At 65.2% G+C, this 13,677-nt stretch carries 15 protein-coding genes; 11 read left to right on the forward strand and 4 right to left on the reverse strand.

The genetic code is table 11. The annotated features are described in order from the left end of the window. The first annotated feature begins 22 nt into the window (after positions 1–22). Entirely contained in the window at positions 23–946 is a 924-nt protein-coding gene (locus QX010_RS13700) for an acetamidase/formamidase family protein (RefSeq protein ID WP_316179979.1), read from the forward strand. A 29-nt stretch (positions 947–975) separates the two neighbouring features. Beyond that, complete coding sequence (locus QX010_RS13705) at positions 976–1,731, forward strand: SDR family NAD(P)-dependent oxidoreductase (protein ID WP_316179981.1); 756 nt, start codon at positions 976–978, stop codon at positions 1,729–1,731. 76 nt (positions 1,732–1,807) lie between these two features. Here the strand turns inward: QX010_RS13705 and QX010_RS13710 are convergent, their stop codons facing one another. Genes QX010_RS13710 through QX010_RS13720 form a run of 3 tightly spaced genes read right to left on the reverse strand, consistent with a single transcriptional unit; the run spans position 1,808 to position 4,368 of the window. Further along, positions 1,808–2,518 carry a DUF1045 domain-containing protein gene (locus QX010_RS13710; protein ID WP_315803646.1) on the reverse strand — a complete coding sequence of 237 codons (711 nt, stop codon included), beginning with the start codon at positions 2,516–2,518 and terminating at the stop codon, positions 1,808–1,810. Between the two features lie 6 nt (positions 2,519–2,524). Then, a complete protein-coding gene (locus QX010_RS13715) occupies positions 2,525–3,709 on the reverse strand; it encodes an alpha-D-ribose 1-methylphosphonate 5-triphosphate diphosphatase (RefSeq protein ID WP_316179983.1) in 1,185 nt (394 codons plus the stop codon). Beyond that, entirely contained in the window at positions 3,706–4,368 is a 663-nt protein-coding gene (locus tag QX010_RS13720) for a DapH/DapD/GlmU-related protein (protein WP_316179985.1), read from the reverse strand. Before QX010_RS13720 ends, QX010_RS13715 begins: the two co-directional genes overlap by 4 nt. 175 nt (positions 4,369–4,543) lie before the next feature. Between QX010_RS13720 and phnC the strand changes: the two genes are divergently transcribed. The 9 genes from phnC (at position 4,544) to QX010_RS13765 (ending at position 12,888) form a co-directional block, all read left to right on the forward strand. Beyond that, on the forward strand, positions 4,544–5,353 hold the full coding sequence (gene phnC / locus QX010_RS13725; protein ID WP_316179986.1) for a phosphonate ABC transporter ATP-binding protein: 810 nt from the start codon (positions 4,544–4,546) through the stop codon (positions 5,351–5,353). A gap of 71 nt (positions 5,354–5,424) precedes the next feature. After that, positions 5,425–6,354, forward strand: coding sequence for a phosphonate ABC transporter substrate-binding protein (gene phnD, locus QX010_RS13730; RefSeq protein WP_315803642.1), 930 nt, complete (start codon positions 5,425–5,427; stop codon positions 6,352–6,354). A gap of 72 nt (positions 6,355–6,426) precedes the next feature. Continuing rightward, positions 6,427–7,311, forward strand: coding sequence for a phosphonate ABC transporter, permease protein PhnE (gene phnE / locus QX010_RS13735; protein ID WP_316179989.1), 885 nt, complete (start codon positions 6,427–6,429; stop codon positions 7,309–7,311). Beyond that, positions 7,311–8,159: a phosphonate ABC transporter, permease protein PhnE gene (gene phnE, locus QX010_RS13740; protein ID WP_316180162.1), complete on the forward strand. Its 849-nt coding sequence runs from the start codon at positions 7,311–7,313 to the stop codon at positions 8,157–8,159. Before phnE (QX010_RS13735) ends, phnE (QX010_RS13740) begins: the two co-directional genes overlap by 1 nt. A gap of 158 nt (positions 8,160–8,317) precedes the next feature. Beyond that, on the forward strand, positions 8,318–9,325 hold the full coding sequence (locus QX010_RS13745; RefSeq protein WP_315803640.1) for an ABC transporter substrate-binding protein: 1,008 nt from the start codon (positions 8,318–8,320) through the stop codon (positions 9,323–9,325). Between the two features lie 52 nt (positions 9,326–9,377). Continuing rightward, on the forward strand, positions 9,378–10,193 hold the full coding sequence (locus QX010_RS13750; RefSeq protein WP_316179991.1) for an ABC transporter permease: 816 nt from the start codon (positions 9,378–9,380) through the stop codon (positions 10,191–10,193). Positions 10,194–10,197: 4 nt separating this feature from the next. After that, positions 10,198–10,983 (forward strand): ABC transporter permease, encoded by a 786-nt coding sequence (locus QX010_RS13755; protein ID WP_316179992.1) that lies wholly within the window; start codon positions 10,198–10,200, stop codon positions 10,981–10,983. Between the two features lie 5 nt (positions 10,984–10,988). Next, positions 10,989–12,041, forward strand: a complete 1,053-nt coding sequence (locus QX010_RS13760; RefSeq protein ID WP_316179994.1) for an ABC transporter ATP-binding protein — start codon at positions 10,989–10,991, stop codon at positions 12,039–12,041. A gap of 7 nt (positions 12,042–12,048) precedes the next feature. Then, positions 12,049–12,888, forward strand: a complete 840-nt coding sequence (locus QX010_RS13765) for a phosphodiesterase (protein WP_316179996.1) — start codon at positions 12,049–12,051, stop codon at positions 12,886–12,888. Positions 12,889–12,918: 30 nt separating this feature from the next. Here QX010_RS13765 and phnF read toward each other — a convergent pair whose 3' ends face one another. Next, the gene (gene phnF, locus QX010_RS13770) at positions 12,919–13,644 is read right to left on the reverse strand and encodes a phosphonate metabolism transcriptional regulator PhnF (protein ID WP_316179998.1); all 726 of its coding nucleotides are present in this window, start codon (positions 13,642–13,644) and stop codon (positions 12,919–12,921) included. Between the last annotated feature and the right edge of the window lie 33 nt (positions 13,645–13,677).

Raw genomic sequence — 13,677 nt, forward strand, 5'->3', positions numbered from 1 at the left:
TTGGAGATAGCAGGGAGTGATCATGTCAAAGCGCATCGGCAAGGCCGGCAACATAAAATACGCGCTCTCGGGCGACAATGAGTTCATCGCGGCCGTCGATCCCGGCGAGATCTTCGTCGTCGAATGCGCGATCAATGTCAACGACGGCACCATCCGCGCGCTCGACCAGCAACTGGTCGAGAGCGACGTGACGCTGCCCTACGTCAACGGTGCGACTGGCCCGATCGAGGTGCGCGGCGCCAAGCCTGGCGACATGTTGCGGCTCGACATCATTGACATGGAGCTCGACCGGCTCGGCTTCACCGCGCTGTGGCCGGGCATCGGCATGTTTCCGGACTGGGTCCGGCGCAAGGAGTTCGGCATCCAGACCCGCGTCGTCGCGGTCGAGGACGGCCACGTGCTGTGGAACGAGCATGTGAAGCTTCCGGTCCGGCCGATGATCGGCGTTGCCGGGGTCGCGCCGGTGCATGGCGCGGTGCTGACGGTGGACAACGGGCCGCATGGTGGCAATCTCGACGTTCAGGAGATCACCTCCGGCAACTCGGTGTTCTTCCGCGTCAACAAGGACGGCGCGCATCTTTTCCTCGGCGATTGCCACGCCATCCAGGGCGACGGCGAAGCCAACGGCATGGGCGCGATCGAGATCGCCGCGAACCTCACCGTGAAGGTGTCGTTGGACAAGGCGCCGGCGCGGCTGAACCATCCGCGAATCGAGACGCCGACGCACATCTGCACGCTGGGCTGCGCGCGCCCGCTCGAGGACGCGATGCGGATCGCGTTCGAGGAGATGATCAACTGGCTGGAGGACGATTGGAGGATTCCGGCGCCGGAGGCCTACATGCTGCTCGGCCAGGTCGCCGAGGCGCGCTGCACCCAGGTCGTCAATCCGAAATACACCTACATCTGCAAGGTCAACAAGGCTCTGCTCGCCGGCTATCACGGTTGAAAACCGAAACTGATTGAAAGGAGACGATCATGGATCTGGGATTGGCCGGCAAGAGCGTGCTGGTGACGGGCGGCAGCAAGGGTATTGGCCTTGCGATCGCGGAATTGTTCGCCGAGGAAGGCGCCGGTGTCGCGATCTGCGCGCGCGACGGCGACGCAGTCGGCAAGGTCGTGACGACACTTGCGTCGAAAGGCGTGAAGGCGTGGGGGCAGGGCGTCGACGTCGCCGATCCCGTGGCGCTGAAGGGCTGGGTCGACGGCGCGGCAAGGGAGCTGGGCGGAATCGATTGCGTGGTCTGCAACGTCAGCGCGCTCGCCGTGGGCGACTCTCCGGAGACCTGGGAGAAGTCCTTTCGCACCGACATGATGCATACGGTCAACGCGATCGCGGCAGCCATTCCTTACCTGGAGCAGTCGAAGTCGGCCTCGATCGTCATCATCTCCAGCGTGTCGGGCTTTGAAGTCGATTTCGCCGCCGGATCCTATGGCGCGATCAAGGGTGCGCTGATCCATTACGCCAAGGGCCTCGCGCATCAACTGGTCGGCAAAGGCATTCGCGTCAACGCGGTGTCGCCGGGCAACACCTATTTCGAGGGCGGCATCTGGCAGAACATCGAGAATGGATCGCCTGACCTGTTCAAGACCGCAATGGGCTTGAATCCGACGGGGCGCATGGGAACAGCCCAGGAGGTGGCCTACGGCGTCGTGATGCTCGCAAGCCCGCTCGCAAGCCGCATTTCGGGAACCAATCTGATCATCGATGGCGCCCTGACGAAGGCGGTGTAGGTCCGACGAGATTGCCGGTCGCGCTGTTCGACCGGCAGGCGCGGCCGCACCATGCGGCCATGCCGAACCGACGTCCCTAGATGCGCTGGACGGCCGTGAGCGGCCAGTCTCCGATGATGCCGAACCGCTGGCGGGCGTTGGGCTGGCGGAACAACACGATCCGGTCGATCCGGAGCTCTGTCAGCGACAGCGCCGCAAATCTCTGCTGCAGCATCGTCAGGATCGGCCGGCGTCGTTCGTCGGACAGCCGGCAGGTCAGCGTCATGTGGAAGCGGAAATCCTCCATGACATAGGGATAGCCCCAGCGATCGAGATGATCGCGCTGTCGTGGTGTCAGCAGGTCCGGCTTGCGCCGTGCACGGTCCGCGGCGGTCATCGGCGCGCGAAACGGCTCGAACGCCCGGACACAATCGGCTGCGAGCTGTTGCAGCGCCGGCGAGGGCTCGCCAGGGATCATCGCGACGAAGCCGCTGATCGAGTCCACGATGGGACGAATGATCGGAATGGCGCGCGGCCTTGCCGCGAACTCCGCACAGGCGTCGCGGAGCGAGGCTTCGCTCTGCGCATCGGCCAGTTCGAACGGCGCCTTCAAAGTGGCGTGGAAGCCATATTTGCGCGGGTCCGCGCTCAGCTCGGCCCAATCGGGAACCGCGCGAACGACTTCTTCCGGAAAGCTCGGCTCGTCGCCGCTCCAGGCGTCGTAACCCAGCAGGCTCGCGCCGAATCCGGCCAAGCCCGTCGTCGCCGCCGGGGCGTAGTAGATCGCGTAGCGGGGCGCATCGACCATGATCTGCTACTCCGCCGCGATGGTGCGCACGGGCACTGCGTTCAGCCGATGGGTCTCGGCCAGATAGACCAGCCGGCCGGACGCGATGACGGCGACGACGCGGGGGCGCAACGGCACGCGGTCATCGACCAGAATGACGTCGGCGCGGCGGCCTTCGGCCAGCGTCCCACGGTCCGCCAGTCCGGCCGCGCGTGCGGGGCCGCCCGAGATCAGATCCCAGGCGCGTGCCAGCGGCAGAACGCCGTCCGCCGCGAGCCGATACGCCGCCAGCAGCGGCGCTGGATAGTAGTAGTCGGAGGCCAGCACCGAGCAGAGGCCCTTGGCGATCATGTCGCTGGCTCGCGTCCACCCGGTATGGCTGCCGCCCCGAACGACGTTGGGCGCGCCGAAGACGATCGCGTCTCCGCCCTGAGCGGCCTCGCGCGCAGTCTCCTCGTTGACCGGAAATTCCGCGATGGTCACGCCCTGGCTGCGAAACGCCTTGCGCATGGCCGGGCTGTCGTCGTCGTGCGACAGCATGCGGACGCCAGCCTTGCGTGCGATGTCGGCCAGCCGCGCGATCGAGGCTGGAACGGCATCCGCGCGAGAGGCGATGCGCGCGACCAGCCGGTCGAACTCCGCGCCGGGCAGGCCGGTGCGGTCGACCATGCGCTGGCGCTTGTGCGGCGTGTCCAGGCTCGCGACCGTCGAGTCCATGTGATCGTTGAAGGCGAACAGGTCGACGCGCCGATCGGCGAGCCACTGGCCGATTTCCTCCTCGTCGTCGAGATTGAAGGTCTCGTGGCGCAGATGAAAGCGCGTGTCGGCCGCGAGCTGCGGGCGCAGCGCTTCGATCGATTCGAGCAGCCGCCGCGCATTGTCGGCGCTGCGCAGGCCCGGCTCCCATGACCAGGTCGTTGCGTGGAAGACCGTGGTGATGCCATTGCTGACGGCCTGGCGGTCGCTGTCGATCAGCGCGACGTCGGTCGGGAAATCGACCCCGGCGCGCGGCATCATCTGGCGCTCGAACGCATCGCCGTGGATGTCGACGATGCCGGGGAGCACGGTGAGCCCCTCCGCGTCGAGTTCGAGACCTGACCGGCACCCCGGTGTCCCGATGCCGGCGATGACGTCGCCGGATATGATCAAGGAGGTGTCCACGAGGTCGGTGTCGACGAGGCAGCGGCCCCGCGAGATTGAGATATCGGTCATGGGGCGGCACTCTGCCGTACCGGGACGAGGGCGTCGAGAGCGGCCTCGTATTTATCCAGGAACGCGGTGATCTCGAGCTTGCGGAAATCGGGCAGCGCCGCGCGCAGCGCCTCGTGCTTCCAATCCCACCACGCCAGATCCAGCAGCCGCTGCTCGACCTCGTGCGGAAACCGGCGCTTGATCGGGCGCGCCGGATTGCCGGCGACGATGGTATAGGCCGGAACGTCCTTGGTGACGATGGCGCCAGCCGCCACGACCGCGCCGGTGCCGATGTTGCGGCCCGGCAGCACGATCGCGCCATGGCCGATCCAGACGTCGTGTCCGATCCGGACATGATGCTCTCGCCGCCAGGCGAAGAACTCGGCATCGTCGGGCTCGCCTGGAAAATAGGCGCTGGCGCGATAGGTGAAATGGGCCTGCGTCGCCCGCTGCATCGGGTGGTTGCCCGGGTTGATCCGGGTCATCGCCGCGATCGAGCAGAACTTGCCGATCGTCGTGTAGGTGATCTGGGAATCGTTGACCACGTAGGAGTAGTCGCCCATCGTCACCTCCTGCAGGATGGTGCGGGCGCCTATCTCGCAATAGGCGCCGAGCGTCACGTCCTGGAGCTTGGCCGAAGGGTCGACGGTAGGTTCAATCGAAAGCAGCTTGCCGGCCATCTCGCATCCTGTCTCTACGCCTGTGAAGGTGTTGGGTCTCCCCTATGACAGAGGCGTGACATCTGCATGACTGCCGACCGGCATGTGGACGGATGTGGCGCCGCAGTGTTGCTGTCACATAACTGTAGAATCGAGACGTTAGCGATAGGCCAAAGCGAGGCGTCTGGAGAATTCAATGCTGGTGGTGGATGGCCTGACGTGCCGTTTTGGCATGAAAGCCGCGGTCGACAATGCGTCCTTCTCTGTTGCACCCGGCAGCTTCGTCGGCGTGATCGGGCGTTCCGGCGCGGGCAAGTCGACCCTGCTGCGGTCCATCAATCGCCTGAGTCCTGTGAGCGGCGGCCGCATTCTCTTCAAGGATCTCGATGTGACGGCGCTGCGCGGCCGCGACCTGCGGCAGTGGCGCGCGCGCTCGGCGATGATCTTCCAGCAGTTCAATCTGGTCGGCCGATTGGACGTGCTCACGAACGTCCTGATGGGGCGACTCGCCGAAATCCCGTCGTGGCGCTCTCTGGCGCAGCTCTGGCCGGCGGCGGATGTTGCCATGGCGCTGTCCGCGCTCGAGCAGTTCGACATGGCCTCCCTCGCCGCGCAGCGCGCCGATCAGCTTTCGGGCGGGCAGCAGCAGCGCGTCGCGATCGCGCGCGCGCTGGTCCAGAATCCGGAAATCATCTTGGCCGATGAGCCGATCGCCTCGCTCGATCCGCGCAACACCAAGATCGTCATGGACGCGCTGCTGCGCATCAACAAGCATTTCGGCATCACCGTGATCTGCAATCTGCACTCGCTCGATCTGGCGCGCAGCTATTGCGACCGATTGATCGGAATGGCGAATGGTCGGGTCGTGTTCGACGATCTGCCGGCGGCGCTCACCGGCCAGATCGCGCGCGAGCTGTACGATCTGGAGGCCGACGAGGTGATGCCGCCGGCAATGCCCAAAGCTCCCGAATCCGTTCCGGCTGTCGGCAAAGTTGCCGTCGCCTGATTGCCTGCGTGCTGCGGGCGCATCTGTCGTGTCAATCCTGACATCGTCCCCTGAAACTTGAAGGACGTTCCATGATCAATCGTCGTCTCATTCTGGCCGGTTTGGCCGCTCTGTCGTTCGCTTCGTCCGCCTCGGCCGAGGACTGGCGAACCAAATATCCGGAGATCACCTTTGCCGCGATCCCGGCCGAAAACGGCTCGGGTGTCGTCGAGCGTTACACGCCGTTCGTGAACTATCTTTCCAAGGAGCTCGGCGTCAAGGTGACGCTGCGCGTCGCCAATGACTACGCCGCGGTCATCGAGGGCCAGCGCGCCGGCAACATTCACATCGGCTATTATGGTCCGGCCTCCTTCGCCCGCGCGCGCGTGACGGGCGTCAAGACGGACGCTTTCGTGATCGACGTCAACTCGGACGGCTCGAAGGGCTATTATTCAGTGTTCTACGTGCTCGCCAAGAGCCCGTACCAGAAGCTCGAGGATCTGAAGGGCAAGAATCTCGGCCTGGTGGACCCGAACTCGACCTCTGGCAACAACATGCCGCGCTTCAAGATGAGCCAGATGGGCATCGACCCCGACACCTATTTCTCCCAGGTCATCTTTACGGGCAGCCACGAGAACGCCGTGCTTGCCCTGGCGCAGGGAACCGTCGACGTCGCCGCAAACTGGTGGAACAACGGAGATGACTCCAACCTGACCCGCATGCTCACCAAGAACATGGTGAAGTCGGCCGACGGCACGCCGCTGAAGAAGGAAGATTTCCGTATCATCGGCAAGTCGGACATGATCATCAACTCGCCCTACGCCTATCTCAGCGACCTGCCCACCGACATGAAGGCCGCAATCAAGCAGGCCTTCCTCGACGCGGCGAAGAAGGATCCGGAAGCCTTCGCCAAGCTGTCCGACGGCAAGAACAAGCCGTGGGAGGCGATCTCGACGGAGGACTACAACAAGACTGTCGAGCTGATCAAATTCGTCGACTCTCTGCGCAAGAAGGGCTCGTAAGCGTTGCACCGGGCCGGCGGGGACCGCGTCATCGAAGCCCCGCCGGCCTATTTGCGCTTTGCACCGGCAAACATGTCGTCAGCCGTCGCCATCCTGCCTGAACAGCAGCTCGAACCTTTGCAGCGCGCCTACCGCAAAGCGGTGGCGCGCAAGCGTCTGCGTGCCGTGGTCGTGCTGGTTGCGTGCGGCCTCGTGCTGTTCGTTTCAGCCATCGGTTCGGAGGTCAACCTCCGAACGCTCGTCACCTATCTCGGCAACTTCCTCAGCTATTTCGACCGGCTCTTCACGCTCGACGACGGACACCGCGTGTGGACCAACCTGCCGGAATGGCTCTGGGGCCTGCGCAAATGGACGCGGCTTCTCGGTGAGACGATCCTGATCAGCTATGTCGGAACCATGCTCGGCGCCGTCCTGGCGTTTGCATTGAATTTCCTCGCGGCCGAGAACACCTCTCCTGCATCCTGGCTGCGCTTCGCGGTCCGGCGCCTGCTCGAGTTTGCCCGCACGGTGCCGGGCATCGTGTTCGCTCTGATTTTTGTCATGGCCTTCGGGTTGGGGCCAATGGCCGGCGTATTCGCCATCGCGATCCACTCCTGCGGTGCGCTCGGCAAGCTGTTTTCGGAGGTCGTCGAAAACGTCGACATGAAGCCGGTCGAGGGAGTCCGCGCGACCGGTGCCGGCTGGCTGTCCTGCATGCGCTTTGCCGTCCTGCCACAGGTCGTCGCAGGCTACACGAGCTACACGTTGCTGCGGTTCGAGATCAACGTCCGCGAGGCGTCGGTGATGGGCTTCGTCGGTGCGGGTGGCATCGGCCAGGAGCTCGTCGTCGCGATCCGCAAGTTCTACTATTCCGACGTCAGCGCGATCCTCGTTCTGATCATCCTGACGGTGTTTGTCATCGACATTGGCACGGGGCTGCTGCGCAGCCGTCTCTTCGGCAGCGAAGGCCGGGCATGATGCGAAAGCTGGACGAGATCGATACCGCCGCGCTGCGATCGCGATACCCAGGCGTGTTCGAGCGGCCGGCGTCCGCCCGTCTGGCGACGCCGCTGGCGGCCGTTGCCGCGATGGGGATCTTCGTGTTCGGGCTCGTCGATCTCGGCTTCTCGCCGACGAGGTTGTTGGCGGGCATCAGTCAACTCGGTTGGATCACCCTGATGATGCTGCCGCCGGATCCCGGTGCATCGCTTCCGACCTATCTGAAATCGATGGGAGAGACACTGTCGATTGCCATGCTCGGCACGATGCTCGCGGCCGTGCTCGCGCTGCCCGTCAGCCTGCTCGCGGCGCGCAATATCGTCCCGTCCGCAATCTTCCGCTTTCCGGTACGGCGGCTGTTCGACAGCATCCGCGGCGTCGATACGCTGATCTGGGCGCTCGTCTGGATCAACGTCGTTGGACTCGGTCCGTTCGCCGGTGTGCTCGCGATTGCCGTGTCCGACTTCGGCGCGTTGGGCAAGCTGTTCTCGGAGGCGATCGAGGGGGCCGACCGGCGGCAGGTCGAGGGCGTTCGCGCTGCCGGCGGCAGCCCGCTGCATGAGATCCGCTTCGGCCTGCTGCCGCAGGTTCTTCCCGTGATTGCCGGGCAGGTGCTCTACTTCATCGAATCCAACACGCGCTCGGCGACGATCATCGGCATCGTCGGCGCCGGTGGCATCGGACTGCAACTCGCCGAACAGATCCGCGTGCTGGAATGGCAGAAGGTGTCGTTCCTGATCCTGATGATCCTGGTGGCGGTGGCCGCGATCGACTGGATCTCGGGCAAGCTGCGGTTTGCGATCATCGGCCGCCGCGCCATCGCTTGAACGGCGTGGCATCCGAAGGTTGCGATCGTTTGCCTACGAACGATCAGGGTGCGGCGTCAGCTGTGTGTGCTGCACCCGGTGTCGCAAATCCTTCATGTGCCGCCTTTAGGGGAAGCTCCGGAACTGGCCGTGATGCCAGGAATACGGAGTCTATCTTCATGAAGCTCACCCGCCTCGTTCTCGCGCTGCTCGCGCTGTGCGTCGCCGCATCGTGGCAGCCGGCCAAGGCTGCGGACGTCATCTGCTACAACTGCCCGCCGGAATGGGCCGACTGGGCCTCGATGCTCAAGGCGATCAAGACCGATCTCGGCTACGACATTCCGCACGACAACAAGAACTCCGGCCAGGCGCTGGCGCAGATCCTTGCCGAGAAGAGCAACCCAGTCGGCGACATCGGCTATTTCGGAGTCACCTTCGGAATGAAGGCGAAGACGCAGGACGCGCTCGAGGCCTACAAGCCGGCGAACTGGGATCAGGTCCCCGCCGGCTTGAAGGATGCGGATGGCTACTGGACCACGATCCACTCCGGTACGCTCGGCCTGTTCGTGAACAAGGATGCGCTTGGCGGCAAGCCGGTCCCGGCCTGCTGGAAGGATCTGCTCAAGCCGGACTACAAGGGCATGGTCGGCTATCTCGACCCGAGCTCGGCTGCCGTCGGCTATGTCGGCGCCGTCGCCGTCAATCTCGCGCTCGGCGGTTCGCAAGCGAATTTCGAACCTGCCGTTACGTTCTTCAAGGACCTGCGCAAGAACGATCCGATCGTGCCAAAGCAGACGTCCTACGCGCGTGTCGTCTCGGGCGAGATCCCGATCCTGTTCGACTACGATTTCAACGCCTACCGCGCGAAATATACCGAGAAGGGCAATTTCGAGTTCGTGATTCCCTGCGAAGGCTCGGTGGTCTTCCCCTACGTCGTCGGCCTGGTGAAGAACGCACCCGACAAGGACAAGGCGAAGAAGGTGATCGACTATCTGCTCTCCGACAAGGGCCAGGCGATCTGGACCAATGCCTATCTGCGCCCGGCGCGCCCGATCGAGCTGCCGGACGCGGTGAAGAACAAGTTCCTGCCGGACAGCGACTACGCCCGCGCCAAGAGCGTGAACTGGGGCGATATGGAAGCCGCGCAAAAGGGCTTCGTCGATCGCTATCTGTCCGAAGTCCGCTGAAGGAGCACCGCGCCTCCGCCGGAGAGGATCCGGCGGAGGCGCACTTGATCACATGTCGCACAGTTCATTCGTCCGGCTCTGCCTGCTGCCATTGGCAGCCGTCACCGCGGCCTTCTTCCTGCTTCCGATGGCGAGGCTGCTCGTCACCGGCGCCGAGGGACCGCACGGTCTGGCCGAATATCTCGCGATCATCATCGAGCCGCGCTACCGCACGACACTTCTCAACACGCTGGCGCTGGCGGCGGCCACCACGATCGCGACCCTGGTCATCGCGACGATCGCCGGCCTGTTCCTGCAGCGTCACCGGTTTCCGGGCCGCGCGCTCCTGGTCGCGATCCTGACGTTTCCGCTCGCGTTCCCGGGCGTCGTGGTCGGCTTCATGATCATCCTTTTGGCTGGCCGCCAGGGGCTGATCGGCGAGATCTCGTCCCGGCTCACCGGCGACAAGCTCGTATTCGCCTATTCGATCTACGGGCTGTTCCTCGGCTATCTCTATTTCTCGATTCCGCGGGTGATCCTCACGATCATGGCTGCCGCGCAGAAATTGGATCCGGGCCTGGAGGAGGCCGCGCGCTCGCTCGGCGCCGGCCCCTGGGCCGTGCTGCGCGACGTGATCCTGCCGGCCTTGACGCCGGCGCTGATCGCGTCCGGAGCGATCGCGTTCGCGACGGCGATGGGCGCGTTCGGAACGGCATTCACCTTGGCCACGAACATCGACGTGTTGCCGATGCTGATCTACACGGAGTTCACGCTGGCCGGAAACCTTGCCACCTCGGCGGCGCTCTCGGTCGGGCTTGGCCTGATGACCTGGCTGATGCTGGCACTGGCGCGCTCCTTCGCCGGCAGCTCCGTGGCAGCGGCAGGGTAGGCACGTGCGCGACAGAGCCATCTTCATCCTTCAACTGCTGTTCACATTGCTGGTCGCTGCCTTCCTGGCCGTGCCGGCCGGCCTTTCGATCGTGGCGGGTGTGACCGTCAACTACTTCCGCGGCATTCAGTCCGGCGTGACCTTGCAGTGGGTGGCCCAGGTCTGGGAGCTCTACGCGGGCACGATCATGGCGTCGATCCTGATCGCGCTGGGTACGCTGGCGGTCACGCTCGTGGTCGGTGTTCCCGCGGCCTACGCGCTGTACGTTCGCGGCGGACGGCTGGCGCGGCTGGTCGAGGAGATCATCACCTTGCCGCTCGCGATTCCCGGGCTCGCCATCGCGCTGGCGCTGTTGCTCACCTATGGCGGGGCCGGAAGCTTCCGTCGCTCGTGGCTGTTCATCCTCGTCGGCCATGTGATCTTCACGATGCCGTTCATGGTGCGGTCCGTCATGGCGGTGTTCTCGACGATCGACGTGACATCGCTCGACGAAGGCGCCGCATCGGTCGGAGCCGCGCCATGGCGCCGCTTCATCGACGTCATCGTTCCCAACGCCGCGCCCGGCATCCTGGCGGGCAGCCTCATGGTGGTGACACTATCTCTTGGAGAGTTCAACCTGACCTGGATGTTGCATACGCCGTTGACCAAGACACTGCCGGTCGGTCTCGCCGACAGCTACGCATCGATGCGGCTCGAGGTCGCATCCGCCTACACGCTGATCTTCTTCGTCATGATCATCCCGCTGCTGGTGGCCATGCAATGGGTCGGCGAGAGAGGAAGCCTGCGGTGAGCACGATGACCCGGCATGGAGCCGCCCTCAAGGTGGAGAATTGCGGCAAGACCTTTGCCGACGGGACGTGCGCGCTCGCGCGCGCCACGCTCGACATCGCGCAGAGCGAGACGCTGGTGCTGCTGGGGCCGTCCGGTTGCGGCAAGACCACGCTGCTGCGGATCGTGGCCGGGCTCGAAACACCCGATGCGGGCGGGCGCGTGCTGTTCGACGGCAAGGATCTGACGCGACAGCCGATCGAGAAGCGCAATGTCGGCATGGTGTTCCAGTCCTACGCGCTGTTCCCCAACATGACGGTTGCGGACAATATCGGCTACGGGCTCAAGATCCGCCGCGTGGCCAAGCCGGAGCGCGCCGCGCGCGTCGCCGAGCTGGTCGCGCTGACCAATCTGGGCGGTCTTGAAGACCGGCGCATCGATCAGCTCTCGGGCGGTCAGCGTCAGCGCGTCGCGCTGGCGCGCGCAGTCGCCATCCGCCCGAGCGTGCTGCTGCTCGACGAGCCGCTCACCGCACTCGATGCCGCCTTGCGGGAGCGCTTGCGCGGCGAGCTCAACGGCCTGTTGCGCACGCTCGGCATCACGGCGATCTACGTCACGCATGATCAGGCTGAAGCCATGGAGCTCGGCGACCGCATCGTCGTGATGCGCAAGGGCGCTATCGCCCAGATCGGGACGCCGCAAGAGGTCTATTTTGCGCCGGCCGATCGTTTCGTCGCGGAGTTCGTCGGCGCGGCCAACATCATCGAGGCGCCGCTCGACGGCGGCCAGCTCGTTCTGCCGGGAGGCCGGCAGCCGATCGCCGATCCCGGTCCACGCAACCTGGCGGTGGCGATGGTTCGGCCGGAAACGATCGCGATCGTCGACGCCGCGGCATCGAGTCTGACCGGCGTCGTCGACAGCGTCCGCTTTGCCGGCGACCGGCAGCGGATCGTTGTCCGCGATGCCGCCGCGATCGCACTGACCGTGGACGCGCCGAATACGATCAGGGTCGCTGCGGGCGAGCGGATCGGCCTGCGGATTGCGCCCGAGTCCATTCGTCTGCTGCCGGAGAAGGGTTGATCAGCCGATGACCAAGAGCCCCGTCACCATTGCCCAGATCTCCGACCTGCACATCAAGGGGCCCGGCCGGCTCGCCTACCGCCGCGTCGATACGGCGCGTGCGCTGGCCCGTTGCATCATGGAGCTCAACCGGTTCGCGCCGAAGCTCGATCTGGTGGTGATCTCGGGCGATCTCGCCGATACGCCGTCGCCGGCCGAGTACGATCATCTGAAAGATCTTCTTGCCGGCCTCGAGATTCCATTCGCCGCCGTACCAGGCAATCACGATTCCCGCGAACTGATGCGCGCGGCGTTTCCCGGCGCTGCTCATGAGCAGTCGGCGCCACTGAACCAGCATGTGGAACTGGCCGGTCTCGATCTGCTTCTGCTCGATTCCAGCGTGCCCGGCCATCCGCATGGCGAATTGGACGAGGCGAGTCTACAATGGCTCGATGCCAGGCTGTCCACCTCCAGCGAAAGGCCGGCCCTGCTGTTCCTGCACCACCCGCCATTCACCACCGGCATCTGGCACATGGACCGGCAGAACCTGCGCAATGCCGACGATCTCGCGGCGATCCTCGCGCGCCATCCGCGGGTGCAACTGATCGGATGCGGTCACGTTCATCGCGCGACGCTGACCCGGTTTGCGGGCATTCCCTGCACGATCTGTCCAGCGCCGAACCATGCCGTCGCGCTCGATCTGGCCGAGCTGCGCCCGCCATCCTTCCGGGTCGAGCCGCCGGCCTTTCACCTTCATGCCTGGTTTCCAGGACCGGGATTCGGAACGGTCGTCACCCATCAGGTGCCGATCGGAGATTTCGACGGGCCGCATCCGTTCTTCAATCAGGACGGCTCGCTCATCGACTGAGCGCGCACGGGGGAGTAGCGGACGTCTGGTCTAGCTCTCCACCTCGAACGTCACGCGCTCCGCGGCGAAACGCGAGCGCTTGCTGACGAGCGGCGTCCCGTCGGCATCGACATCGGTGCTGTCGACCACCAGCACCGGACGGCCAAGCGCGAGGTCGAGCCGCGCGGCGTCGCTCGCGTCGGCGATCGCCGCCGTGATTCTGGTCGCGCCGCGGCGATAGTCGCGAATGCCGTAATGGGCGAGCAAGGCGGTCATCGAGCGCACCGACGCGAAGATGTGGCCGGCCTCGGGGAAACGCTCGGCCGACAGCCAGGATGTGCTCACGCAGATCGGCGTCTTGTCGGCGAGACGCAGCGCCTCGATCCGCACCAATGGTGCGCCCGTCTTCAATCGCAGCTCGCGCGCGAGCTCGCGCGTCGCGGGCTCTTCGGACGCTGCGATCAGCTGTCCACGCGGCTCGCGCCCGCCGGCCCCCACGATCTCGGAGAACCTGGTGCGCGATCTCAGAGGATATGACAGACGAGGCGCTTCGACATAGGTGCCGCTGCCGCGCTCGGCGCGCACGAGGCCGCGCTCCGCCAAGGTCGCGAGCGCGCGACGCACCGTATGACGGTTGACGCGATAGGTTTCGGCGATTTCGGTCTCGCCGGGCAGGCGCGTTCCGGCCGCGAAGCGGCCGTCGGCGATGTCGCGCTCGATGCCGTCGGCCACCCGCCGCCACAGCGCCACGCCCGAGTCGGCGCCTTGCATGCTCATCCACGGCTCTCCGCTGTCCGGCCTGAAATCACG

This window comes from Bradyrhizobium sp. SZCCHNRI1009 (genome assembly GCF_032487575.1).
Taxonomy (GTDB): Bacteria; Pseudomonadota; Alphaproteobacteria; order Rhizobiales; family Xanthobacteraceae; genus Bradyrhizobium.

Bases quoted from the DNA above. Each gene is read 5' to 3' on its own strand.
- QX010_RS13745 (WP_315803640.1), top strand. From the start codon at position 8,318: ATGAAGCTCACCCGCCTCGTTCTCGCGCTGCTCGCGCTGTGCGTCGCC.
- QX010_RS13715 (WP_316179983.1), bottom strand. From the start codon at position 3,709: ATGACCGATATCTCAATCTCGCGGGGCCGCTGCCTCGTCGACACCGAC.
- QX010_RS13700 (WP_316179979.1), top strand. From the start codon at position 23: ATGTCAAAGCGCATCGGCAAGGCCGGCAACATAAAATACGCGCTCTCG.
- phnE (WP_316180162.1), top strand. From the start codon at position 7,311: ATGCGAAAGCTGGACGAGATCGATACCGCCGCGCTGCGATCGCGATAC.
- QX010_RS13705 (WP_316179981.1), top strand. From the start codon at position 976: ATGGATCTGGGATTGGCCGGCAAGAGCGTGCTGGTGACGGGCGGCAGC.
- phnD (WP_315803642.1), top strand. From the start codon at position 5,425: ATGATCAATCGTCGTCTCATTCTGGCCGGTTTGGCCGCTCTGTCGTTC.
- QX010_RS13750 (WP_316179991.1), top strand. From the start codon at position 9,378: ATGTCGCACAGTTCATTCGTCCGGCTCTGCCTGCTGCCATTGGCAGCC.
- QX010_RS13765 (WP_316179996.1), top strand. From the start codon at position 12,049: ATGACCAAGAGCCCCGTCACCATTGCCCAGATCTCCGACCTGCACATC.
- QX010_RS13710 (WP_315803646.1), bottom strand. From the start codon at position 2,518: ATGGTCGATGCGCCCCGCTACGCGATCTACTACGCCCCGGCGGCGACG.
- phnF (WP_316179998.1), bottom strand. From the start codon at position 13,644: ATGAGCATGCAAGGCGCCGACTCGGGCGTGGCGCTGTGGCGGCGGGTG.
- phnE (WP_316179989.1), top strand. From the start codon at position 6,427: ATGTCGTCAGCCGTCGCCATCCTGCCTGAACAGCAGCTCGAACCTTTG.
- QX010_RS13720 (WP_316179985.1), bottom strand. From the start codon at position 4,368: ATGGCCGGCAAGCTGCTTTCGATTGAACCTACCGTCGACCCTTCGGCC.
- QX010_RS13760 (WP_316179994.1), top strand. From the start codon at position 10,989: ATGACCCGGCATGGAGCCGCCCTCAAGGTGGAGAATTGCGGCAAGACC.
- phnC (WP_316179986.1), top strand. From the start codon at position 4,544: ATGCTGGTGGTGGATGGCCTGACGTGCCGTTTTGGCATGAAAGCCGCG.